Below are 22,584 nucleotides of genomic sequence, written 5' to 3' on the forward strand. Positions count from 1 at the left end.
CGGCGCAGCCACCGCCAGCCGCCGCTAGGGAACGACGAGGTCGGCGCAGCCCGGGGTCGGGTCGACGATGAGGCAGCCGGACGGCGGCCGCGTTGGCCGATAGTCGTCCGGGACTCCGCCTGCCGCGATGGTCTCGGTATAGGTGGCGACGGCCTTGGTCGCGTGGCGCTCCAGCTTGGGATCGTCGCGCACGTTGACGGTGTAGAGGCCGAATCGTGGGCTGTAGCTGCCCCATTCGTAATTGTCGGTGATGCTCCAGTAGTTGTAACCGATGAGATTCACGCCGTCGGCCTTGGCGCGCTGCAGCCAGTAAACGGTGTCGCGCAAATGGTCGCTGCGGTTGTACATCCCGGTGCCGGGTGCGTTGCTGTCGTCGGAGGTGGCGTTTTCCGTCGGCATGCCGTTCTCGACCACGTAGATCGGCATGCGTGGCTTGCCGGGTTCCTGCGGGAACATATCCGAATAGCGTTTCACCGCATAGTAAATGCCTTCGGTGCGGATCGGCAGATTCCACATGCCTGGCGCCCCGACGGCCGCGATGGACCGGACGGTGGCGGGCGGGGACGACGACGGCGGTTCGAAAGCGAAGTAGTAGTCGACACCGACGTAGTCGAGGCGGTTGCGGATCTTCGCGAACAGCGGGCCGTTGACTTGGTCGTCTATTCCGGCGACGTAGCCGATATTGCTGGTCACCTGCGCGTCGGGTCGCTTCTTGTGGATGTAGTCGTAGATCTGGTTGTGCGCGTCCGCGACCTTGTCTTCCATCCGCTGCTGGTTGGTCGCGTTGTTGCGGACCTCGTGCATGATGTAGGCGACCGGCTCATTGATGGTGACCCACAACGGATTTCGTGCGGAGTAGCGGTCGACCACCTTGCGCATGTTGGTCAGCCAGGCGTCCACCATCTCCGGGTTGTCCCAACCGGTGTCCGGGGTGTCGGAATGTATTCCGTGGAACGCCCCGTCGTAGGCCCACCCCGGGTACACCCAATGGTCGAGGGTGAGCATCGGGCGCATGCCGGAGCTGACGATCTTGGCGATCACCTTGTCGTAGAAGCGGAATCCGTCGGCGTCCCACTCCAGTCGGCTCGTCGGTTGCAGCCGCGCCCACTCGATCCCGATCCGGAAGACCTTCACCCCAAGGGATTTCGCCAGATCGATATCGGTGGCGTACCGATCGTAGAAGTCGATCGAGCTCTGATACTTGTCGAACTCGGGGTGATGGTCGATATAGCGAACCCAATTGCTGTCGGGCGCGTCGTTCTCGCGCGAATCCCGGTGCGGCGAACGCGGATCGAGTGAACCCGCGTCGAGTGAACCCAGGTCGGGCACGTCGCTGACCGGTGCGTGCCCTTCCGACTGAAACCCGGATGCCGCGACGCCCCAGAGAAAGTCGGGCCCGAGCGCGGTGGACCCCGCCGCTGGCCCCGGTGGAACAGCAACAGCCATGCCGGGCACCAGCAACGCGGCCATCGAGACCGCGAGCGCTACCGCGGCACGCCGAGTCCATGTGCGCATAAACCGAGAACTTAACCGACTAATTGCTGAACCCCCGGTAACCTCGGTCCCTGCGGCGAGTGCGACCCATCGAACGCCCCCTATCAGTTGGTGGACAGTTGGTGACCGATCCGATCGATCGTCACGATCGGCGGTGCGCCGTAGGCCCCGTTGCTGGCCAGCGCGGCTGCCTCCTCGGCCGCCGCGGCAGCGTTGGCGACCGTGACGTCGTCCGGGGCGAAGGCGGCGGCCTTCGCGGCGTCGAGCGCGGTGGCGGCCGCGTCCTGGACGGTGACCGCCGCATCAGCGGTGGCGACCGCGTAGAAGGTGGCCTTGAGCGCGTGGTTGGCCGCGACATAGGCGTGCCACGCCGCGTCGCGGGTGCTGTCCGAGGCCGCGACGGCACGGGTGGCGCCGTGCGCGCGGGCGACGTGGTCGACGGCCTTCTCCCGATTCACCGCTCGCCTGCCCGCGGCACTGGCGCGGCCCGCCGCGCTGGCCGCCCTGGCATGCGCTTGGGCAAGCAACTCCCTGGTTGCGTCGGCCTCCAGCACCGCGGTCCCACGGGCGCCACCCGGTAGCAGCGGAATGATTTTTCCTACCAATGGAATCCGCCGATGCTATCGAGCTGTTCGGCGCCATCGTCGTTCGCGTCGAACCAGTCCGAGCCGGTGGTTTCCGGTCCGGCGTCGGAGCGCCAGAAGGCCACCGAATCCGTTCCCGCGCAGTAGATGACGACAGCCAGCGCGGCAAGAGCCGCCAGCTCCCTCGATAAACGCGACACAGCGAACCTCCTCGATCGTCCATGGTGCGCCGGTCGACCCGGCCGGATGCGGTGGAAGCAGCACAGAATGCGGAGGGCGCGCATCTCCGGATTGTCCGAATTCGATCCGGCGCCAACGGAAACGCGCGCCTGCCGCCTAGCCCAAAATGCCGAAGGTAAGAATCCCGACGAGGTTCTCCGCCACCGCGAGCACGCTGTTCACTAAACCGAAGAGACCACTCAACATGACTTGCTCCTGTGATACGCCATTGACGGATCGGTGCCATTTGTCGAACGAGAGCTGGATCGCCGAAGAAGGCTAGCGCACCGGTCGGCAAAAGGACAAAACACCTGCGCCAGCGCGTTCAACCCGGCGGCAGTCGCCGCGGTGCCGGCATTACCCCAGCTCACAGCGTGTTCAAAATTCGTTCGAAATTTCTTCCATCCGAACGTACCTGGGTAACGAAGACACTATCGACGCCTGCCACTGACGGTTCCCGGCATGGTCAGCGTTGGACACCCAACCGGGCTGTTCCCGCCGTCTGGAGTTTCGATGCGGAGCACCACCGACATTTCAGACTTAGCGTCGGATTTACCGCACGAAGACTGACCGGGCGGCTGTAACCACATGAACACGAAAGGGAGAACATGATCGCACCGCTCCTCACCGCACTCGTCACAGCCCTCACCTCGGGACTCACCAGCGTCGTAACCGCGCTGCTCGGCGGCTGATTCGACACGGCCCGGGGTGGCGGCGAAGCCCACCCCGGGCCGGCGGACGCCGGAGACTCTCTTGACCAGAACCAGCCTCAGGCCGAGCGGATCAATGTGAAAGTGGGGATGTTGCGTCGAATGCTGTTCTCCAGAACAGGTATTCGGAGACTAGGGACACTCGTCGCAGGTACGGCCTTCGCTATGAACGCCGGAGTCGCCGTGGTCGCGGCACAGCCGGCCACCGGCCAATCATTGCGCTGCCCAGCTCTTTACGCCATCGGCGTACCCGGCACGGGCGAATCCTCCCCGGACGCGGATCCCGCCAACGATCACGGCATGTTGTCATCGATCTTCCTGCCGATGCTGGCGGCCGAGCCGAGCCGGACCGATCGCGCCTACGTCCCTTACGAAGCGGGCTTCGGCGGCGCGGTGCCTGGCGGGCAAGTGCCGTACTCACAATCGGTGACCGGCGGCCTGCAGGAATTGCGGTCGATGGCCCAGTCGGTCGTCGACCGATGCCAGAACACTCGACTGGCCCTTGTCGGCTACTCCCAGGGCGCACACATCGCCTCCCTGTTCGCCCAGGAGATCGGCCGAGGCCAGTCCCCCATTCCGGCCGACCGGATCGCGGGCGTCGCCTTGCTCGCCGACCCGACCCGCTACCCCGGCGCACCGCTGTTCCCCGGTGCCGCAGGCAAACTCGCCCCCGATCCCCCACCGGGCACCATCGTCGCTGGGCTCGCCGATCTACAGGCCCAGCCCGCGTCCGCCCCAGGCGGCGGCATCGGACCGCTGCGCGACCTCGCCCCGAACTTCGGTGCGCTCACCGGTCGCGTCGCGTCGTTCTGCATCAACGGCGACCTGGCCTGCGACTCCCCGGCCAACGCGCCGATCCTGCACATGATCACCAACATCGCGGGCCAGGCGCTGCTGCCACTGGACGACCCGCTGACCGCGCTGTCCTCGATCGCCGACGCGCTGACCGCGACCGTCAACAAGACCGCGACGGACGTGGTCGACAAGGATCTGCACGGCCTATCCCCCGGCAGTCTCGTACTGTCCCGCGACAAGTCGCTCAGCCAGCGCCTCGCCGAGGCATCCGATCCGCGCTCGCTGATCGATGATCCGACCGGGCAGTCGGCGATGTTGCGGCTCGCCACCATCACGCTGAACACCCTGACCAGCATTGTCGGCGTTGTCCTCAGTCCCGACGACGTCTGCCAGATCGGGACCATCGGCGCGACCGATCCGCTCGCCGGGCTGGCGACCCTCGGCGCCAAGATGTTCGCCTCCATGCCGAGGCGCTCCTCCGCGCCGCGGTTCACCCAGGTGGTCACCCAGGCGTTCGATGCGATCGGGAATCTGGTCAACGACAATGTCGAACTCATCGACAGCCATCTCTGGGACAAGTACCAGGACGCGGTGGCGCGCCACGGCGCCTACGCGGTCACCGCGGTCACCGCGAATCGTCCCTCGGTGCAATTCGTCGCCGACTGGTTCACCGAACTCTCCCGCGCCCAGCCCGCGCCGGACGTCCCCAAACCGGTTGTCGCCCAGCCCGATAGCGTGCTCGCCGCGAGTCCCGGCCATGACGCCCAAGCTCCGGCCGCCGGCAGTGCCGCCGAACCCCCTCCCGCACCGAGGAATTCGCCGAAGTCGAAGGATGCCACCGTCGAGGTGGGCACGACTCCGAAGGTAGACAAGGCCATTCCGGCACACCGTCTTATCCCACCGGAATCCGCCAAAACGAAGGCCAAGCTCCTCGAGGCGAGTCGCCACGTTGTCTGGGCCTTGCTCCTCTCTGAAAGCGCCTGCCTGCTCTACACGGGGCGTCGACGCATCGTCCGAACAGGTTGGGACACCGACTTTCTCGGCTGAATCGACAACAGGCAGGTCCCATCGCTTACCGATGCGATGCACGGACCTGCCTGCTGGCGGATGAATCACTAACGCGTGCGGATCAACTCATCACCCGACCGCTTTGCCCTTGGGTGCGGTGCCGTCGGTCTTGGGCTGGGGCCCGAGGAACAAATCGAGCCACTCGTCACTGGTCTTACCGAGGGGCCCCATTTCGGCGCCACCGTTCGGGGGACGGAGGAACTCCCGCAACTGGGAATTGAGCGCGGCGACGACTTCCTTGTCGGCGGCGGTCGGCTCTTCGCCCGCCTTACCGCCCTTGCCCTTCTCGTTCGCGCCCTCGCCGCCCTTGGGGGCCTTCTTGCCGCCTTCCGGCGCGACCATGCCGAGCGGATCCTTGCTTTGCTCGGCCGATGCCGACCCGCTGCCCGGTGATGGCTGCGTCGGGGCGGCAGTGGCAGCGCCGGTCGCGACGGCGAGCGTCGCCGCGACGGCAAGCAGACCGGTCACCGCGGCGGTCGCGGTTTTGTGAAACATAAGTAACCCCTTGTCGTGTCGAATGCGGTACATGCGGCCGACAACAAGCCAGATACGTGTCGGCACTACGGCATATTCGGACCCACGGCGTGTCTGGATCGGAAAATTAAGCACGAATTATCGAACCGGCCGATGAATTGCCCGACTACGCGGGGCGACGCCACAAATATCCGCCGGTCGATACACGACCAATGAGGCCCGGGGATCTCCCGGACCTCATTGGACTGTGTACAGCGATAGTGAGCCGCAGGGGCGACCACGACTCACTCTGCGGAGCTGTCCCGAACTTCGTGGGACTACACCAGATTACATAGCCGATCGCTATCCCGTGGCGATTCCGGATGGAATGATCCGCTGACCGTTCGACTCCGCAAAAACGCAATCTTGCATTCCGCAAAAAGTGACACGCCGATGCACACAACCACTTCGTGTGAATCAGTAACAAGAAGCCCATCGATCCCGAATCACGGTTACTTCGCCGCGTTTCCGCGAGGCAGTACGAATGAGGACGGTCCTGATGAAAATATGCGGTTCAGGTTCGAAACGGTCGAGGCGACAGAGCGCCGTCTTGGTGCTCGCGGCGGCGCTGGCGGTGGTCGCGCCGCTGGTCTGTACGCCGCCGCGGGCGAGCGCGGAGGCCGTGGTCGATCACATCACCAAGCGCACCGACCGCTGGGAAGAGGTGTACGTGCAGTCACCGGCGATGGGGCGCATCGTCCAGCTCGACGTGCTGCTCCCCGCGAACCAGACGGCACCCCATCCCACCCTCTATCTGCTCGACGGGAACGGGTCGACCGAGACCCAGACCCTGAGCACCTGGACCATGCGCACCGACATCGTGAACTTCTTCTCCGACAAGGAAACCAACGTCGTGATGCCCGTCGGCGGCGGCGGAACCTTCTACACCGACTGGCTCGCGGACGACCCCAAGCTCGGGCACAACAAGTGGGAAACCTTTCTGACCCAGGAACTTCCGCCGCTGGTCGATAACCTGTTGCACGGCAACGGCGTCAACGCCATGGCCGGAGTCTCGATGGGCGCCCAGGCCGCGACGGCACTGACCTTCCGCCACCCCACCCTCTACCGAGCCCTCGCCGCCTACAGCGGCTGCCTGTACTCCAGCAATCTCGGGCAAGCCACCGTCCGCACCACCGTCGCCGACAAGGGCGGCAATGCCGACAACATGTGGGGCGGCATCGCCAACCCGCAATGGCCGGCCCACGACCCGACCCAGCACACCGACGGCCTGCGCGGCAAACCCATCTACCTCTCCACCGGTAGCGGCGTCCCCGGCCCCTACGACCTCACCTTCGACCCCAGCTACGCCTACCCCACCGACCTCACCGCAGCCATCGCCATCGAACAGGTCGTGCACGACTGCACCCTCGCCTTCGACGCCGACCTGCGCCTGCACAACATCCCCGCCACCATCCGCTACACCACCCTCGGCACCCATTCTTGGCCGTATTGGCAAGACGCCCTGCATGATTCGTGGCCGACACTGAAGGCCGGTCTCGGCTTGTAACCATGGTCCGTCGACGGCTTGCCTCGGCGGCTGCCGTCGACGGACCCCGCTCAGTTCCTACACCTGCCGGTCACTTTTGCAACTTGCACTCTTTGCCCTGTGCAGAATCCGGCATGTTGTTGTTGTACGACCGGCCGCAGCGGTAGGTCTGCACCTTTCCGCTGACCTTGCCGGTGATGTCGGCCTTCCCGACATCGACGAACTCGCTCGTCACCGCCGGGGCATCTGTGGACTGACATTTCTTCCCAACGAGGGCCGATACGTTGCCGAACTTTTTATCAACCTTGCCGACAAGGTCAATCCGTTCGCACGTGTAGGTGGGCACTGCGGCTGCTTCAGCATGGACCACTGGAGAGACAACAAGCCAGCCCGCGGCCACCACGAGACACGCAGTGGCCACACGGGTAGTTCGCAAGCGATCGATATGCGTGGCGTTCCCATCGTCGAAGTCCGAGCCTGCGGTCGGTCGACCGCTCAGACTCTGATTCGATCCTGCGTCCCGCTTGGATAGGTATCGCTTCGATAGGCCTTACCGCGAATCCATCAGTGCTGGAGTTTGTTCGGGTTATGCCTGGTGCGGGTCGTGCCCGGCGAGGTTGTTGTAGGTGTCGCAGGCGGCGAGCAGGGCTTGGCGGGTGTCTGTTTGGCGGGTGAGGGTGTCGGTGCTGGTTACGCTGCGCCAGTCGACCCAGGCGGCGGCCAGTTGGTCTACCGCCGTGCCGACGCCGTCGATGTCGGGGGCCGCGTCGGTGATTCCTTCGATCAGGTATCGGCGCAGGGTGCGGGCCGCACGCTCGATGCTCGGACCGTTTACCCGGCGCACCGCGGGTGGGGTCAGTTCGATCGCGGCCCGGTGGCGGTGGATCCATTCGTCGACCGCGGCGAGCAGGCAGGCGGCGCGCAAGATCGACGCGGCCGGATGTCGTTCGGGGACAACGTCATGCATCGCGTCCAGCAGTTCGCGGGCGGTCGGTAGCGCGGACGGTGATCGCTCGCCGCGAGGCGGTTGGGCTGCGGGCTCGGGCATGGTTCCGACTCCAGATATTCGGCGTTCGGCAAACGAGCTGGTGCCTATGGGGGTCGACACGGGCGGTGACCGGGTGCGGTCGGCGTGCTGTGCCGGGCGGATCCTCTTATCTGATTAGAGGGTCGCAGGCGCGGTGGCGCGTTGTCTTGGGCTGGATGCCAAGGATGGTCCCGTAACTTGTTCTCCGACACAGCCATTCGAGGAAGATCGACTCAGACGGTGACCGGTCTGAGCACCTCGGCGGCTGTTGTCGCACGTCGGCCGCAGATAGCCGTCGGCCATGTCCCGGCTCATCGCGGGTAGGGGTTGGGCTACTCGACGCCAGCCGATTTGCGGCGTGTCGGCACGCGGATAGCAATCGGCTCGGGATAATCCGATTGTGGCATTGGTGACGGTGAGTCGCAGGTCCGCGCTGGCGTTGGCGGCAGGTTTGCCGCTGAGCCTGCTGGCAGTGAAACATGCCGCGGCTAAGGAGCCGCAGGTGCGGTACACGATGACCGCGTTCACGAATGCCAGCGAATCCGATTTGTATGTCTACGAATCCACCGACGCGACCAATTTCCAGCTACTGCGCGGCCCCGCCTATCGACCGCCGACCGGGCTGATGCGCGATCCGTGCATCTTCCGCCACGTCGACAACGTCTACTACCTCACCTACACCACCGCGTGGGAGGGCCAGACGATCGGCTTCGCGAGCAGCACCGACCGGGTCAACTGGAAGCACATGTACGACTTCCCGATCCATATCGACGGCCCGAATGTGACGTCGAGCTGGGCGCCGGAATGGCTCGTCGACGCGCAGGGCCGGGTGAATGTCATCGTGTCACTGTCCGACGGGTGCCGATTCACGCCACACCTGATGACCGCGACCGACCCGGCACTGCGGACGTGGACTCCCCTGACCCCGCTGGCCGGGCTAGGCCCCGCACCCGGCTACGTGACCTCCGATGACCGCGCCGCCTGTGACCGTTATGGCTACGGCTACATCGATACCACCTTCGTTCACCACGACGGCACCTACTTCGCCTTCACGAAGAACGAAACCAGCAAATTCATCGAACTCGCCATCGCCTTCGACCCGCTCGGTCCGTACGTCTTTGTTGGGACCGGAGATTGGGCCAACTGGGGTGCCCCACGCGAGGGCCAATGCGTCATCCCCCTGCCCGGCGGCGGCTGGCGAATCTTCTTCGACGACTACGACGCAAGCAGATACTTTTACAGCGACAGCCCCGATCTCCGTACCTGGACGGCAATCACCGAACTCCCCAATCTCTCGGGCACCGTTCGCCACTTCACCGTCCTCCCCGAAACTCGGTAGTCGGCGGTTTTCACCTGGTCGATCAACGGGACACGTCACGGTCGAAACCATGAGCATGTCCCGTTCATCCCGAACTCACTTCACCGGGGCCGCCTGGATTACCGCACAGTCCCGCAGTTCCTCGTTCCCCCATCTGATTTCGATATCGCTTTCCTGGCGGCACTGCTCGCCCTTGAGCGCAACCTCCATATCCCACATCTTGTCGTCGTACAGAGCCAAGATCGCTTTGTCTGTATCGAACCCGGGCCGCATCTTGGTCGCGTATTTCTCCGTATTCGATTTGAGCTCAGCAACCCATTCGCTCCTGAAGTCCGCGACACCGCAGAACAAGGCCCGCCACTGGCGCAACCTGTCCCCACGTTCCGATGTGGGTGGTGCATACTTCCCCCGCACCATGTCGCCGAGAGTGACCTCGACCGGATCGTACGAGAATGCCAGCGGGGATATGCGGTACGCATCGTAGTAGGCGCTGACTGCCTCATTACTCATCTGCTTGCGTGACCCCTCGAGATCGCGTTGCGGATTGAGCACTCCCTTCCCGTCGATGCCGTCGCACCAAAGCTCTACGATCGTGGCCCAGGTCTCCTCGTGCGCCTTCGCCTGCTTCTCCTCCTTGCTGCTGGCGGTCTTGACCAGTTCCTTCCCCGAAGGATCCGCGTGCGCCACACCACCACCGGTAAGCAGCAGCGCGGAGAAACCTGTCACGAGCAGTTTGGACAGCGATGCGACCATCGATCCTCCTGTTGACATTCCTACCGACGATGAGACCCCAGCGGTCTCATGGCGGCGATGACCATCAACTATTCGATGCCGCCGAGGGTATGGATCGGCGGGGTGGTCAAGTGAATCTCAGCTATCGCGTCGCTGTCGGCTCGCGACACCGACTAGCGGGTTTTCTCCAGGAGTTCGAGGATCTCGGCGGTGGTGCCGGTTTCGCCGAAACGCGGGAGGGTGCGGGTGATGCTGTGCTGGTGGACGGTTTCGTCCATGTCGGTCATGGCGTCGGTGGCCAGGGTGACGTGGTAGCCGTGGTCGTGGGCGGCCCGGGCGGTGGATTCGACGCCCATGCTGGTGGCTACGCCGGCGAGCACGATCTGGGTGATGCCGCGGCGGCGCAGGTGGAGTTCGAGGTCGGTGCCGTAGAACGCGCCGACGTTGCGTTTGGTCACGATGAGGTCTTCGGGGTGCCCGGCCAGTTCGTCGACGATGACGTCCCAGCCCGCCGGGCGGGCGCCCGATTGGCGGCGCGGGGCGTCGCTGCGGCCCGCCGCGAAATCGGAGCCGTCGGGGGCTCCGCTGACCCGCACCAGGACGACCGGCAGCTGGTTGGCGCGGAAGGCGTCGGCAAGTTCCACCGAGCGGTCGATGACCTCGGACATCGAGTGCGGCGCTCCCGGGATCGCGGTGATGCCGTTCTGCAGGTCGATGATGACGAGCGCGGTGCGTGCGTCGAAGGTGCTGAGTGCCATGGGGTTTCTCCTAGTTGGGCGTTGCCGGGTTCGCGGTGGATATCGAATCCCGCTCTGGTGCGGTGGATTTGGGACGAGTGCCGCGCAGCACGGCGAGGGCGGCCAGTGCGGCGAGGACCGCGCCGAAGGCGAACACGATGACCAGACCGGTGTGGAAGGGACCGGAGATCAACTGGGGGAAAAACTCTCGACCGGTCAGGGTCTGCTGCTGCGCGCCGGTGAGGGTCGGCAACACGGCGCTCGGCTCGAGCATGTGCTGGATCGGGTTGACGCCGAGTTGGGCGGCGAACAGGGTTGACACCGGCGGCAACGTACCGGCCTGGGTGGCGACGGCCGCCGGAACACCTTGCTGCTGCAGGCCATTGGTGAGCGTGTGCGGCAAACTGTTGGCCAGCCCGGCGATCATGAGGGCGAAGAACACCGCGATCGACACGGCGGTGCCGGTGTTCTGGAAGGTCGAGCGCACACCGGAGGCGACGCCGCGCTGGCGCGCTGGCACGCTGCCCATGATCGCCGAGGAATTGGGTGAGGCGAACATGCCGCTGGCGACCCCGTTGATCGCGATCAACACCGCGAAGATCCAGTAGCTGAAGTTGATCGGCAGCAGCATCAGCCCGATGAAGCTGGCACCGAACAGCCACGCACCGCTACTGGCCAGGCCGCGCGAGCCGAACCGATCCGACAGATACCCGGAAACGGGCCCGGCCGCGAGGAACCCCGCGGTGAGCGGCAGCATGAAAATGCCTGCCCACAACGGAGTGTCGGCGTAGTCGTAACCGTGCAGCGGCAGCCAGATGCCCTGCAGCCAGATGATCAGGATGAATTGCAGCCCGCCACGGCCGATGGCGATGGCAAGACTGGCGAGATTACCCGCGGTGAAGGCGCGCACCCGGAACAGGCTCAGCTCGATCATCGGCGCGCTGACCCGGTTCTCGATGACGACGAACGCCGCGAGCAGACCGAGTCCAGCCGCGCCGAGACCAATGACCACCGGACTGGTCCACCCCATCGCATGCCCGCCGTGCGGCTGCAATCCAAAGGTGGCAGCCACCAGGACCGCGCTCAAGCCGACCGCGAACGTGATGTTGCCCCACCAGTCGATGCGTCCGCCGCCTGCCCCGCTGGTCTCCCGCAACGTGCGGTAGGCCCACACGGTGAAGAACAGTCCGATGGGAACGTTCACCCAGAACACCGCCCGCCAATCCCAGGCGACGAGCAGTCCGCCGGCGACCAGGCCGATGAACATCCCGGCCAGCGCGGCAACCTGGTTGATGCCCAACGCGAATCCGCGCTGCCGCTCCGGAAACGCGTCGGTCAGGATGGCGGCCGAGTTCGCCGTCAGCATCGACCCGCCGATGGCCTGCAATACCCGCCAGCCGATCAGCCACATCGCCGCGCGCCCGCCGTCGAGCGGATCGACCGACAGCAGAATCGAGGCGATGGTGAAGACCGCGAACCCGGCGTTGTAGATCCGCACCCGGCCGTACATGTCACCGAGGCGACCGACGGTGACCGTCAGCACGGCCTGCACCAGCCGGTACCCCATGATCATCCACAGCAGATAGGCAATGTTGCCCGGCGCCAACGGATCCAGATGAATGCCTCGGAAGATCGCCGGTAGCGCGATCAGCACGATCGAGCCGTCGAGGGCCGACATGAACACCGCGGCAGTGGTATTGGTCAGCGCGGCCCACTTGTACCCGTCGGCCGGGCGGTCGTCGGTGCACTGCTGTTGCAGGTCGATCATCAGATATGCGCCTATCGACAGTTGCGGATCAGATGTCGTGCGCGAGCCGCTCGATCAGCGGCGCGGCCGCTGCCAGCTGCTTCAACTGCGCGGTCGTGAACTCCTCGGCGAGTACTCGGGCCATCAATTCGGTTTTGGCGCTGCGTTTTTCGGTCAGCACCTGTGAGCCCGCCGGTGTCAGCGCGAGGACGACTCGCCTGCGATCCGCCGGGTCGGAGTGACGCTCGATCAGGCCGCGAGCCTGCAGCGCGCTCAGCGTCGCGCCCATGGCCTGCGGCGTGATCTGTTCCTTGCGCGCCAACTCCGCCGAGGTCGCCGGTCCCTCCCGATCGAGCCGCGACAATGCGGTTCGTTCTGGCATCGTGAGCGCGTCCGCCAGCTGCAGATGACGCAACCGGCGCAACAGCGCGCCGAGACCCGTCAGCAGGGCGGCGGCCACGTCTGCGGCGTCCGGTTCATCGGTCACAGTACTAAGGATAGCTAATAAACCTACTTTATCAACCTTCCTTAGCACTTTTCGCGCTGACCTGGTCATTCGCCCACCGGGGGCCACGGCGGATTGCGGGGGCATAACCAAAGAGGCCAAACGGCGCGCGGAATGACCTGAATCCGTCTTCCGCGACGACCACCCCGAGGACGAAACTTGAAGGTGCATCCGGCGCCGGGCGCTTCGCTCCCTTATCTCGGGTACGCGCAGAACGACCGGTCTGCCCAGAGGAATATGGCTGGTCGCCGGGGTCGGATGCACCTCAACCGTCGCTAGGGAAGGCCTACCTTGCCCACGCCGTTCGAGCACCGAGAGATGGGGGACGCGCGCCGTAGCGCGCGAACCAGGACACCGAGTTCGCGCTGTGAGGCACGAGCCGGTCGCATTTGCCAGGTGCACGCGCCGGGTCGCGCCGACGCCGTCACGTGACCGTGCAAACAGCCGAGGGACCGAGATCGCGGGCGATGTCTATCGAAGACGCCAGCAGGCGGGCGCTGCTGCCGGACTGGCACGAACTGTCCGCCGCGCTGCGCATGCAGACCGGCGATCGCGCCGGCGACCATCTCGTCATCCAATTGGCAAGGGCCTTGGCGCAACTGCACCATACGCGCCGCGCGCAGCCGGAGCGTCTTGTCGAAATCGACTGCCGGCGTAGCGAAGTCGTCACCGTGATCGACGAATGGGTGGCCAAGCAGGTGACACCGCGGCGCGCGAAGGACCGACCGGCCGAGTCCCTCGGCAGCACCGTCGACCGGATGGCCGCCGCGCAGATCCTGGCCGACCACCTGCTGATGACCGCCGAGAACGTGCCAGAACAACGGGTACACGCGGCGTGGTCGCGGCTCGCCGCGCTCGCGAACAAGTGGACCGACCTCGCGCACGACATCGAATCGCGCCGACCACGTTCGATCGGGCGCGGATAAGGCCGGGAGCCGCCTACGACGGAATGGTCCAGAGGTAAGCCGATATCGGCGCCAGTTCCGTGGTATCGACAAGGGGGTCGACACGCAGTAAGCCGATGAATTCTTCCAACGACGTATAGCGCGCCAAAATGTCCTCCAGCAAGCGGCGCGCGGCCTCCTCCGGTTTCATGAGCGGGTTATGCCCACGAGCCCGATATACAAACCGGTCGATAGGTTTCAGTACAGCTCGGTAGTTCGCTGATCGACGATCCGTTCATTACAGCCCTCCAGGAGTTGGGTCAGTGCTGATCGGAAGTGCCAAGCGCTATCGAAATACTGTTCCGTCCGCTGCGGAACATGCTCAGATTACCTATCCGCCGTGCGTCGAGCCGTATTCATACAGTGTGCGTCGCGAACTTTTCAGACAGGGAAAACTATCCATGGATGCCGACCAGTCGGTAATGGCCGTCGGAAACTCGGCCGAGGCCCGAAGAGGGCAGCGGTACTTGACATCTCGTCGCACCGATAGAACGAATGCGCCGCGCCCGAACAGCAAGGGCAGCAGAATGTGCTCTATGACTGCCTTGGATCAGGAAGCCCTCGACTGGCTCGTCCAGTTCGGGGCGCAGGCTCGCAACGACGAGCAGACCCAATACCTGGTCGACCTGGTCGACGGCAGGATCAACGAGGTCAACGCGCAACTGCCCGGCGACGCCGAACTCGACGAGATGCTGCACGCGGCGACCCGCTCGCACTGGCGCAGCTTCCTCGCCATGGTGAGCAGAGAGGTGTTCGAGGTGCACCCGCCCGCGGAGGTGCTCGCGCTCTCGCGCACGGTCGCCCGGCGTGGCTTCGGGATCGATGTGGTGATGCGGACCTATCGGGTCGGGCAGGCCATGCTCTGGCAGTACATCACCGACTTCCTGAACAAGGCGATCGAGGACGACCAGCTGCGCAGCGCGGTGCTCCTGCTGTTCTGGGATCGGGTGCTCGAATGGACCGACACCTGCGTGGAGGCCTCCGTCGCGGTCTATACCGACGAGCGTGAGCAGTGGCAGCGCGGCGCGCTGGCCCGGCGGTTCGGGCTCGCGGGTTCGCTGTTGCGCGGCGACGCGGTCGACGTCGATCACGCCGAGGCGCAGCTCGGCCATTCGCTGCGCCGCTATCAGACCGCGATCGTGCTGTGGGCCGACGAGTCGGCGACCGCCCCCGACCCGGTGCGCACGCTGGAGAAGTTCGGCAACGACATCGCCGCGCTGCTCGACGCGCCGCGACCGCTGATGCTCTCCTCCGGTGTCCGCGGCATGTGGGCCTGGATCGCCACGTCGGCCGTGCCGGATCTAGCGGCCTTGCCCGCGGTCGTGCAGCCGGGCCTGCACGCCGCCATCGGTTCCTCGGCGCCGGATATCGCCGGGTTCCGGCAGAGCCATCGCGAGGCGCTCGCCGCGCAGCGGGTGGCGATCGCCACCGATTACGCGCCGACGGTGATCCGCTACGCCGACGTCGAATTGGTCTGTCTCACCACCGGTGACGGCAGCGTCGAGGCGATGCGGGTCATGGCGACAAGGGAATTGGGCGCGTTGACGAGCACCGACGAGACCACCGCCCGATTGCGCGAAACAGTGCTTGCTTATCTTGCCAGCGGCCGCAACGCACCGGCAACGGCACAACAATTGAACGTGCACCCCAACACAGTTCGCTATCGCATCAACCAATCCGAGGAACTACTCGGCCATTCCATCGAAGAACGCGCGACCTATATCGAATTGGCACTGCGTTGCGCGCAGACCTACGGCGATAAAATCCTTACCGCACAGCCGGATCGAGCCATTGCCTGAGTGACGTCAACCGTCGATATCGGCCAGGAAGCTCTGCACCAATGCGGCAACGACACCGGGTTGCTCCAAAACACAGCAGTGCCCGGCATTCTCGATCACCTCGAACCGCGCCTTGGGAATCAGCTCGGTGAGCCGCCACGCTTCCGCGATCGGGGTCACCGTGTCGTCGACACCGACCGCGACCAGTGTCGGCACGGTGATCGCGGTGATCTCCGGATCGGCGGGAGCGCGACCGATCACCCCGAGCATCGCCTTGCGGGTGCCGACGCTGTCGATGCGATCGAGCCGCTCGGCCCATTCGTCGATGGTGGCCGCGGCGGTGGGGTCGGCCAGGAACGCGGGCGAGAACAGCAGTCGCGCGAGCTTGCCGCGGATCGGGTCGACGCCGAGGAATCGCACCGCCCAGGCGAGCCGGGTGTATCTGCTGACCTTGCCAGGGTTCTCGGCACCGGCGCTGGTGTCGAGCAGGGTCAGTGACCGCACGAGTTCGCCATGCCTGGCGGCGACGCGTTGCCCGATGAAACCGCCCATGCCGATGCCGACCCAGTGCACCGGCGCGAGGCCGAGCGCCCGGATCAGCCCGACCGCGTCGGCGGTCAGCGTGTCCATGTCGTAGCCGTCCTTGGTCGGCTGGGTGCCGCCCTGGCCGCGCCAGTCGATGGCGACGCAGCGGTAGTGCTCGCGCAGCACGTTGATCTGCGCGCGAAACATCCAGCTGCCGAACAGCAGACTGTGGCCGAAAACGATGACGGGAGTGTCGGATCGGCCGGTGGGGTCGCCCGTGTCGGTGTAGCCGATCGGTATGCCGTTCACATCGATCGTCCGGATGATCGTGGAAAGCATCACCGGTCCGCCTGATCAAGGGTGCGAGCGGTAACGAGCGTCGACAAGAGGGGCTCCTCGGGAATGACATCGACCGAAAACCGGGATTACGCACCTATGAGCCTGACAGGCGAGGTGCCTGCGAGTCTTGGCCCAGCCGCCAACGCTGACACCGCGAGTTGTTATGCAGCACAACCCGACATCGCTGGCCACCGCGCCGGCACCGGCTGCCAGCAACCGTGCGGCGACGGAGTTCAGCGGGTATTCGATGCCGCAATTCACCCGAATCGGCATGAATATCGCGTCTTGCGCTAACAGGACGGCACTGGAGGATCCGCCTCCGATAACTAGCGATATTGTGCAATGTGCACAGAGGAGAACTCCAGAAATTAGTACTTTGCCTCTGGACCTGTGACCAGTTCTAGCATTTGCTGTTACTTAGCCTTACAGACATTCTGGTGGGTTACGCGCGGCGCGCCGTTCCTGGACGCGTGGTCGTGGCCGGAATAATTTCTGCGCCCGACAGACTCGTTCTCGGGTCTCATCAGCACCGCTCACCAGCGAAAGAAGCTCTATGAATACTGTAGTACCCGGAAAGCTCGGGCGATTCCGCTCTGCGGCATTCATCGCCCTGATCGCTAGTTCCGTTCAAATAGCTGTCGGAATACCGGCAATCGCGGCACCCGCCGATCAAAGCCCTGTCGCGCAGCAGGTTCCGGTGCAACCCCCGCTGCCGTTCCCGATTCCGCCGTCGCCGCCGGAACTCGATCCAGGCTTCTACGCACCGCCCGCGGATCTGGTCGCCTCGAAGAAACCGGGCGAAATCATCGCGGCGCGCGAGGTCCATCTGGCGTTCTATTCGGTCATTCCGTTCAATATCGACGCCTGGCAGCTGTCGTTCCGGTCGACCAACACCAGGGACGAGCCGATTGCCGCCGTCACCACGCTGATGAAGCCGCGTGGCGACAACGGCGGCGCGCCGCGGCCGCTGCTGTCGTATCAGTTCCCGCAGGACTCGAACGCGCAGTACTGCGCGGCATCCTATGTGCTGCAACAGGCCTCGGTGCCGGGCAATATCACCGGTCAGTTCGATATTCCGTTCGAGTTCGTGCTGCCGCTGACCGCGCTCGGCGCTGGCTGGGCGGTGGCGATGCCGGACCATGAGGGCCCCGACTCCGCCTTCGCCGCCGGACCGCTCGGCGCGCGCATCACCCTCGACGGCATCCGGGCGGCGGAGAACTTCGCGCCGATGGGGCTTGCACCCCAGACCAAGGTGGGTCTGGCCGGGTATTCCGGCGGCGCGATCACCACCGGGCACACCGCCGAATTGGCCGCGTCCTACGCGCCGGAACTCAATATCGTCGGTGCGTCGGAGGGCGGCGTGCCCGCCGACATCAAGGCGATGTACGAAATGGCGAGCGGCAACCTCGGCGCCGGGCTGATCTTCTCGGGGCTGCTCGGTGTCGCGCGGGAGTATCCGGAGTTGGCCGCCTACAACGCGCAACACATGAACGCGCTCGGCAAGACGTTGGCTCCGGTCAAGAACTCGCTGTGTCTCTACTCCGCCGCGCTGCTCCCGTTCATGAATCTCGAGGGCGGCCTCTATGACTCACCCAACGCGCTGAACGATCCCGTCCCAACCAAGGTGTTCGACGCGCTGCGGATGGGTCATTCGGTGCCCGCGATGCCAATGTTCATCTTCAACTCCAACCCGGACTGGATCGCGCCGGTCGGCCCGGTCAACACGCTGGTCGACGAATACTGCCGAGACCCCAAAGCCCAGGTCCACTACACCCGCGACCACTTCAGTGAACACATCACGCTGGAAATCGACAGCATCGCGCGGGTGCTGCTCTGGATGAAAGGCCGGTTCGACGGTGTCCCCGCCGAGCCGGGCTGCTCCATCCACGACGAGGGATCGATGGCGTTGGACCCGGCGAGCTGGCCGATCTGGCTGCAAGGCGCGGGCACGGTGCTCGCCGGACTGCTGCAACAGCCCATCGGCAGCAAGTAGGGGCGGGTCGATATTCGGTCGCTATAGCAGGCCGACCGTGCCATGGTCGTGGGATGACCGGGCGGACGGATGCACCTGCGCAGCCGATCGTCGCGCCGACCGGGACTACCGGCGCGACGATCGGGATTGCCGTTGGCGCGCTTGCGGTTTCGACGTCAGGAGTGTTCATCGCGTTGGCGAACGCGCCGACCGAGGTGTCGACCTTCTATCGCTGCGCGTTGGTGTTGCCGGTGCTCGCGGTCGTCGCATGGCTGGAGATTCGGCGCAACGGTCTGCTCGAAGGGCGCGAGTGGGGTCTCGCGCTGCTGTGCGGCGCGTTCTTCGCCGCCGACATGTTCTGGTGGGGCGCGGCGATTCTGGAGGCGGGCGCCGGACTCACGACCGTGCTGGTGAATGTCCAAGTGGTGGTCGTTCCACTGATCGCCTTTCTGGTCGATCACGAAAGGCCAAGTAGAAGTTCGCTTTTCGCGTTGCCGGTCATGATCGTCGGCTTGGTTGCGGCCAGCGGCGTCCTCCAGCGGGGGAATACCGGGCCGAACCCGCTGACCGGTGCCGCGCATTCCGTCGCGGCGGGTATTTGCTACTCCGGGTTCCTTTTTCTGTTGCGGCGCAGCGGAAAACAGGGACACACCCTGCAGACCTACGCCGTGTCGATCGCCGTCCCCGCCGTCGCCGCGCTCGCCTGGGCACTGATCCGCGGATTTCCCTCGACGCTGCACGTCGGCGATGCGGCACTCGGCTGGATCGCACTCACCGCGCTCACCAACGGCGCGATCGGCTGGCTGCTCGTCGCCCGGTATTCGCCGCAGGTGCCGAGTGCGGTCGGCGCGGCGCTGCTGCTCCTGACGCCGGTCGGCTCGCTGCTGCTCGGCGCGCTGATCCTCGGCGAGCGGCCCGCCCCGATCCAAATCATCGGCTGCGTACTGATTCTCGCCGTCGCCTATGGTGCCTCGATGGTCAGAAAAGGGTCATCGGTTCCGTAGGCGTTGGTTCGGGCAGCGGTGCCAGCTCGGGCACCAGGGCCGCCACCTCCGCGTGGAAACGGCGCGCGAGCGGCACAGCCTCGGCGTTGTCGGGGGTGTGGATGAAGACGGTGGGCGATCGGCCTTCGCGCAGCCAGTCGGCGACCGTGCCGAGCCACGGCTGCCAGCCCTCGACAGTGCGCTCTGTCGAGTCGCGGCCGTGGTATCTCACGATCGGGAACTCGGTGAGCGCGCGGGTCCGGCGCGGCAGGCGCGGCTTCTTCGAATACGCCTCCTGCTCGGCGGCGGTGACCGGGAGTCCGTCGAAAAGTGTTGTGGTGTCGAAGGGTATCCATTCGGCGCCGACCCGGGCGAGCACGCTTTCCAGCTGCCTGGCGGCCTGCTCGTTCTCGAAGAACGCGGGGTGGCGGACTTCGACGGCCGAGCGGTAGGCCTGCGGAAGCCGCCGCAGGAAGACGGCGAGCGCGCCGAGATCGTTGGGGCCGAACGAGCCGGGCAACTGCACCCATAGCGCGTGCGTGCGCGGGCCGAGTGGCTCGATCGCGGACAGGAACGCGCGCATCTCCTCGTCGACTCCGGTCAGCCTGCGCTCGTGCGTGATCGACTTGTGCAGCTTCACCACGAACCGGAACTCGGGCGCGGTCTGCGCGGCCCACGACTCGACCGTGCGCCGCGCCGGTATCGCGTAGAAGGTGGTGTTGCCCTCGACCGCGTCGCACCGATCGGCGTAGGCCGCCAGCCGATCCCCCGACGCCGGTTGCCATTCCTGCCATGCCGCGTGCGTCCACATCGCACAGCCAACGTGAAGCCGCATGCCGGCGACGTTAGTACAGCGTCGACGTGGTCTTCGAGTGCACTCCCTGGTGGCGGGAATGAATGCGTGGGCCCGGTGGTAGAAGAAAACATGGAACTCGACGACGATGCTCGCGCGCTCATCGGAGCCGGTGCCGACGCGACGCTGGTCACGATCAACCCGGACGGCAGCCCGCAGGTGAGCGTGGTGTGGGTCGCGCTGCAATCGACACCGGACGGCGACGAACTCGTCACCGCCCATCTCGGCGAATACAAGAAGGTACGCAATGTCCGCCGCGACAACCGGGTCGCGGTGACGATCCTGGCCAAGGAGCGCGGCGAAATCATGCGGCCGTACCTGTCGGTCACCGGAACCGCGCGCATCGTCGAGGGCGGTGCCCCGGAACTCCTCGCCGAACTGGCCAAGACGCTGGCCAGCCCCGGTGTCGACTTCCCGCCGGACAACGCGCCGCCCGGTCTGCTGACGCGCATCCGGATCGACAAGGTCGGCGGCATCGGGCCGTGGGCCTCCTGATCGGTGGCTGACGTACCGGTCGACGGAGTGTGACGTAGTACCAATCGGCTATGAACACCCGACGAAAACTGGTTCGGCTGCATACAGTTTCGGTAACGCCGTTGCGGGCACCCGGCTATCGCGGAGTGCCCGCGCAACGTACCGAACCTGAGGAGATCCTCCGTCGTGGTCCGTCCAGACAACTTTTCTCGTGCCAACAAGGTAGCTACGAGTAACGCACGATCCGGTCCCGCCGTCGTATGGCCCGACCCGAGCCCGCTCGCGTCCTGGTGGCTACAGGTGATGGAACCCGGGTCGAGCGGGCACGCGAGCGCCTACGAGGCGGTGTCATGATCGAGGGCGAGACCTGGGTGCGCGGCACCGTCCGCTGGTTCGACACGGCGAAAGGCTTCGGCTTCCTCGAATCCCCGGAGTACCCGGACGGCGTCTTCGTCGAATACTCCAGCATCGACTCCCCCGGCTTCAAGACGCTCACCACGGGACAGCCCGTCGTGTTCACCTGTGAGCTGCGACCGCGCGGCGTCGAGGCCGTCGCGGTACGACCGATGGCGATGTTATCCAGCGCTGCCGCCTGATCAAGCGATGGTGAGCACCTCGGCGCCGATCGCCGCCGACGCGGACACGATGCCCGGGAACGCGCGCAGGTGCGGCGTCAGGGCGAGGTCGTTCAGCATCGATTGCGCGGCTTGGACTCGCATGCGGGCGGGGATGGGGTCCCAGTCCGGGTGCAGTCTGCGCAGCAGATGCACCCATTCGGCGATGTAGGCGCGTTGCGCGGCCTTGGCCCGGTGCCGGTCCGCCTCGGGGAGGTGTCTGGTCTCCGAGACGAGCGTCTGCATGAGATAGGGGTTCTCGAAGACGAAGGCGGCATAGCCCGCGAGCAGCCGGTCGAGTCCGTCGCGAGGGTCGGCGGCCTGCTTGAGGGCCCGGTTCATGTCGATGCGCAGCCATTCGTCGCCGCGCACGATGGCCGCCATCAGGATGTCCACTTTTCCGGGGAAATGGTTGTAGACGCTCGGCCCGGCAATGCCGACGGCGGCACCGATTTCGTCCATGCTGACGCTCACGAAACCGCGTTCGGCGAACAGCGTGGTCGCCTCGGTGAGGATCGCCTCGCGACGCGAGCGCGCGGCCAGCGGCGCCCGCGCGATATCGCGATCGTGGCGCTGGCCCAGCGTCGGCTTCGGCGCGGCGATCACCGCGGCGATGAATTCGCCCAGCAGCGTGCTGAATTCGGGCTCGGGCAGCGAAAGACCATGGAAGGACACGCTATTGCCGACCGCCAGGGTGGCCCAGGAGAGCAGATCCGCCGTCGCCTGATCCAGTTCAGGGCGGCGAGCCGCGATGACCTCAGCCAGACGGGCGCCGATCTGCCTGGCCTGGATGCGGAACGCGGCCCGATCGTCGTCGGACAGATGCCGCGCCTCGCGCCGCCACAGCACCCCGACGTCGCGGCGGGCGAGCACGGTCGCGGCCAGCGTGATCGCGATATCGTCCGGCTGGTTCGCCGCCGCGTCGACCGCGGCGGCGAACGCGGTCAGCGCCTCGTCGACCACCGTCGCCAGCAGGCTCTGCTTGCCGCGGAAATGCCGGTACAGCGCGGACGGCCCGATGGCAACCGCCTCGGCAACATCGCCCATGCCGACGTTCGCGTATCCATTGCGGCAGAACAGTTCCGCGGCCGCCGCGACGATCAGTGCGCGCCGATTCGCCGGCCTGGTGCCACGGGCCGGACGAACCAGGCCCGGCCCGTTCACCAT

At 65.6% G+C, this 22,584-nt stretch carries 23 protein-coding genes; 9 read left to right on the forward strand and 14 right to left on the reverse strand.

Going from position 1 to position 22,584, the window contains the following annotated elements; all coding sequences use genetic code 11:
* Positions 1–24: 24 nt before the first annotated feature.
* From OG203_RS17965 to OG203_RS17975, 3 genes are all read right to left on the reverse strand, one after another.
* Positions 25–1,515 (reverse strand): family 1 glycosylhydrolase, encoded by a 1,491-nt coding sequence (locus OG203_RS17965; protein WP_405166803.1) that lies wholly within the window; start codon positions 1,513–1,515, stop codon positions 25–27.
* Between the two features lie 83 nt (positions 1,516–1,598).
* Positions 1,599–2,099, reverse strand: coding sequence for a hypothetical protein (locus tag OG203_RS17970; RefSeq protein WP_405166804.1), 501 nt, complete (start codon positions 2,097–2,099; stop codon positions 1,599–1,601).
* On the reverse strand, positions 2,093–2,278 hold the full coding sequence (locus OG203_RS17975; protein ID WP_405166805.1) for a hypothetical protein: 186 nt from the start codon (positions 2,276–2,278) through the stop codon (positions 2,093–2,095). Before OG203_RS17975 ends, OG203_RS17970 begins: the two co-directional genes overlap by 7 nt.
* A gap of 894 nt (positions 2,279–3,172) precedes the next feature.
* On the opposite strand from OG203_RS17975, the gene OG203_RS17980 reads away from it, so the two are divergent.
* Positions 3,173–4,849 carry a cutinase family protein gene (locus tag OG203_RS17980; protein ID WP_405166806.1) on the forward strand — a complete coding sequence of 559 codons (1,677 nt, stop codon included), beginning with the start codon at positions 3,173–3,175 and terminating at the stop codon, positions 4,847–4,849.
* A 90-nt stretch (positions 4,850–4,939) separates the two neighbouring features.
* Here OG203_RS17980 and OG203_RS17985 read toward each other — a convergent pair whose 3' ends face one another.
* Complete coding sequence (locus tag OG203_RS17985; protein WP_405166807.1) at positions 4,940–5,365, reverse strand: hypothetical protein; 426 nt, start codon at positions 5,363–5,365, stop codon at positions 4,940–4,942.
* A 571-nt stretch (positions 5,366–5,936) separates the two neighbouring features.
* Here OG203_RS17985 and OG203_RS17990 point away from each other — a divergent pair.
* Positions 5,937–6,890 (forward strand): alpha/beta hydrolase, encoded by a 954-nt coding sequence (locus OG203_RS17990; protein ID WP_405167902.1) that lies wholly within the window; start codon positions 5,937–5,939, stop codon positions 6,888–6,890.
* Positions 6,891–6,960: 70 nt separating this feature from the next.
* Here the strand turns inward: OG203_RS17990 and OG203_RS17995 are convergent, their stop codons facing one another.
* Positions 6,961–7,215 carry a hypothetical protein gene (locus OG203_RS17995; RefSeq protein WP_405166808.1) on the reverse strand — a complete coding sequence of 85 codons (255 nt, stop codon included), beginning with the start codon at positions 7,213–7,215 and terminating at the stop codon, positions 6,961–6,963.
* A 240-nt stretch (positions 7,216–7,455) separates the two neighbouring features.
* A complete protein-coding gene (locus OG203_RS18000) occupies positions 7,456–7,917 on the reverse strand; it encodes a hypothetical protein (RefSeq protein ID WP_405166809.1) in 462 nt (153 codons plus the stop codon).
* 379 nt (positions 7,918–8,296) lie between these two features.
* Between OG203_RS18000 and OG203_RS18005 the strand changes: the two genes are divergently transcribed.
* Entirely contained in the window at positions 8,297–9,235 is a 939-nt protein-coding gene (locus OG203_RS18005; RefSeq protein WP_405166810.1) for a glycoside hydrolase family 43 protein, read from the forward strand.
* A 75-nt stretch (positions 9,236–9,310) separates the two neighbouring features.
* Here the strand turns inward: OG203_RS18005 and OG203_RS18010 are convergent, their stop codons facing one another.
* The 4 genes from OG203_RS18010 to OG203_RS18025 all read right to left on the reverse strand — a co-directional run bounded on the left by OG203_RS18010 (position 9,311) and on the right by OG203_RS18025 (position 12,917).
* Positions 9,311–9,967: a hypothetical protein gene (locus tag OG203_RS18010; RefSeq protein WP_405166811.1), complete on the reverse strand. Its 657-nt coding sequence runs from the start codon at positions 9,965–9,967 to the stop codon at positions 9,311–9,313.
* A 152-nt stretch (positions 9,968–10,119) separates the two neighbouring features.
* Positions 10,120–10,704, reverse strand: coding sequence for an isochorismatase family protein (locus OG203_RS18015; protein ID WP_405166812.1), 585 nt, complete (start codon positions 10,702–10,704; stop codon positions 10,120–10,122).
* 10 nt (positions 10,705–10,714) lie between these two features.
* Positions 10,715–12,451, reverse strand: a complete 1,737-nt coding sequence (locus tag OG203_RS18020; RefSeq protein WP_405166813.1) for an MFS transporter — start codon at positions 12,449–12,451, stop codon at positions 10,715–10,717.
* A gap of 28 nt (positions 12,452–12,479) precedes the next feature.
* Positions 12,480–12,917: a MarR family winged helix-turn-helix transcriptional regulator gene (locus OG203_RS18025; RefSeq protein ID WP_405166814.1), complete on the reverse strand. Its 438-nt coding sequence runs from the start codon at positions 12,915–12,917 to the stop codon at positions 12,480–12,482.
* Positions 12,918–13,402: 485 nt separating this feature from the next.
* Here OG203_RS18025 and OG203_RS18030 point away from each other — a divergent pair, with 485 nt between their 5' ends.
* The gene (locus OG203_RS18030) at positions 13,403–13,861 is read left to right on the forward strand and encodes a DUF4254 domain-containing protein (protein ID WP_405166815.1); all 459 of its coding nucleotides are present in this window, start codon (positions 13,403–13,405) and stop codon (positions 13,859–13,861) included.
* A 13-nt stretch (positions 13,862–13,874) separates the two neighbouring features.
* On the opposite strand, the gene OG203_RS18035 is transcribed toward OG203_RS18030, so the two are convergent.
* Complete coding sequence (locus OG203_RS18035; RefSeq protein ID WP_405166816.1) at positions 13,875–14,030, reverse strand: hypothetical protein; 156 nt, start codon at positions 14,028–14,030, stop codon at positions 13,875–13,877.
* Between the two features lie 385 nt (positions 14,031–14,415).
* On the opposite strand from OG203_RS18035, the gene OG203_RS18040 reads away from it, so the two are divergent.
* Entirely contained in the window at positions 14,416–15,678 is a 1,263-nt protein-coding gene (locus OG203_RS18040) for a PucR family transcriptional regulator (protein WP_405166817.1), read from the forward strand.
* 6 nt (positions 15,679–15,684) lie between these two features.
* On the opposite strand, the gene OG203_RS18045 is transcribed toward OG203_RS18040, so the two are convergent.
* Complete coding sequence (locus OG203_RS18045) at positions 15,685–16,521, reverse strand: alpha/beta fold hydrolase (protein ID WP_405166818.1); 837 nt, start codon at positions 16,519–16,521, stop codon at positions 15,685–15,687.
* 553 nt (positions 16,522–17,074) lie between these two features.
* Here OG203_RS18045 and OG203_RS18050 point away from each other — a divergent pair.
* Together OG203_RS18050 and OG203_RS18055 are read left to right on the forward strand one after the other, a co-directional pair.
* Positions 17,075–18,514, forward strand: coding sequence for a lipase family protein (locus OG203_RS18050; protein WP_405166819.1), 1,440 nt, complete (start codon positions 17,075–17,077; stop codon positions 18,512–18,514).
* Positions 18,515–18,567: 53 nt separating this feature from the next.
* Positions 18,568–19,497 (forward strand): DMT family transporter, encoded by a 930-nt coding sequence (locus OG203_RS18055; protein ID WP_405166820.1) that lies wholly within the window; start codon positions 18,568–18,570, stop codon positions 19,495–19,497.
* On the opposite strand, the gene OG203_RS18060 is transcribed toward OG203_RS18055, so the two are convergent.
* A complete protein-coding gene (locus tag OG203_RS18060) occupies positions 19,472–20,311 on the reverse strand; it encodes a DUF72 domain-containing protein (RefSeq protein ID WP_405166821.1) in 840 nt (279 codons plus the stop codon). The two genes, OG203_RS18055 and OG203_RS18060, sit on opposite strands and share 26 nt — an antisense overlap.
* Before the next feature lie 90 nt (positions 20,312–20,401).
* Between OG203_RS18060 and OG203_RS18065 the strand changes: the two genes are divergently transcribed.
* Positions 20,402–20,824, forward strand: a complete 423-nt coding sequence (locus OG203_RS18065) for a PPOX class F420-dependent oxidoreductase (RefSeq protein ID WP_405166822.1) — start codon at positions 20,402–20,404, stop codon at positions 20,822–20,824.
* A 329-nt stretch (positions 20,825–21,153) separates the two neighbouring features.
* The gene (locus tag OG203_RS18070) at positions 21,154–21,399 is read left to right on the forward strand and encodes a cold shock domain-containing protein (protein WP_405166823.1); all 246 of its coding nucleotides are present in this window, start codon (positions 21,154–21,156) and stop codon (positions 21,397–21,399) included.
* Here the strand turns inward: OG203_RS18070 and OG203_RS18075 are convergent, their stop codons facing one another.
* Complete coding sequence (locus OG203_RS18075) at positions 21,400–22,584, reverse strand: TetR/AcrR family transcriptional regulator (RefSeq protein WP_405166824.1); 1,185 nt, start codon at positions 22,582–22,584, stop codon at positions 21,400–21,402.

It is taken from the genome of Nocardia sp. NBC_01499, from assembly GCF_045040275.1.
Classification (GTDB): Bacteria; Actinomycetota; Actinomycetes; order Mycobacteriales; family Mycobacteriaceae; genus Nocardia.

Bases quoted from the DNA above. Each gene is read 5' to 3' on its own strand.
- OG203_RS18045 (WP_405166818.1), bottom strand. From the start codon at position 16,521: ATGCTTTCCACGATCATCCGGACGATCGATGTGAACGGCATACCGATC.
- OG203_RS17965 (WP_405166803.1), bottom strand. From the start codon at position 1,515: ATGCGCACATGGACTCGGCGTGCCGCGGTAGCGCTCGCGGTCTCGATG.
- OG203_RS18000 (WP_405166809.1), bottom strand. From the start codon at position 7,917: ATGCCCGAGCCCGCAGCCCAACCGCCTCGCGGCGAGCGATCACCGTCC.
- OG203_RS18035 (WP_405166816.1), bottom strand. From the start codon at position 14,030: ATGAAACCGGAGGAGGCCGCGCGCCGCTTGCTGGAGGACATTTTGGCG.
- OG203_RS18060 (WP_405166821.1), bottom strand. From the start codon at position 20,311: ATGCGGCTTCACGTTGGCTGTGCGATGTGGACGCACGCGGCATGGCAG.
- OG203_RS18050 (WP_405166819.1), top strand. From the start codon at position 17,075: ATGAATACTGTAGTACCCGGAAAGCTCGGGCGATTCCGCTCTGCGGCA.
- OG203_RS18020 (WP_405166813.1), bottom strand. From the start codon at position 12,451: ATGATCGACCTGCAACAGCAGTGCACCGACGACCGCCCGGCCGACGGG.
- OG203_RS18030 (WP_405166815.1), top strand. From the start codon at position 13,403: ATGTCTATCGAAGACGCCAGCAGGCGGGCGCTGCTGCCGGACTGGCAC.
- OG203_RS18055 (WP_405166820.1), top strand. From the start codon at position 18,568: ATGACCGGGCGGACGGATGCACCTGCGCAGCCGATCGTCGCGCCGACC.
- OG203_RS17985 (WP_405166807.1), bottom strand. From the start codon at position 5,365: ATGTTTCACAAAACCGCGACCGCCGCGGTGACCGGTCTGCTTGCCGTC.
- OG203_RS18075 (WP_405166824.1), bottom strand. From the start codon at position 22,584: ATGGTGAACGGGCCGGGCCTGGTTCGTCCGGCCCGTGGCACCAGGCCG.
- OG203_RS18015 (WP_405166812.1), bottom strand. From the start codon at position 10,704: ATGGCACTCAGCACCTTCGACGCACGCACCGCGCTCGTCATCATCGAC.
- OG203_RS18010 (WP_405166811.1), bottom strand. From the start codon at position 9,967: ATGGTCGCATCGCTGTCCAAACTGCTCGTGACAGGTTTCTCCGCGCTG.
- OG203_RS18065 (WP_405166822.1), top strand. From the start codon at position 20,402: ATGGAACTCGACGACGATGCTCGCGCGCTCATCGGAGCCGGTGCCGAC.
- OG203_RS18040 (WP_405166817.1), top strand. From the start codon at position 14,416: ATGACTGCCTTGGATCAGGAAGCCCTCGACTGGCTCGTCCAGTTCGGG.
- OG203_RS18070 (WP_405166823.1), top strand. From the start codon at position 21,154: ATGATCGAGGGCGAGACCTGGGTGCGCGGCACCGTCCGCTGGTTCGAC.
- OG203_RS17980 (WP_405166806.1), top strand. From the start codon at position 3,173: ATGAACGCCGGAGTCGCCGTGGTCGCGGCACAGCCGGCCACCGGCCAA.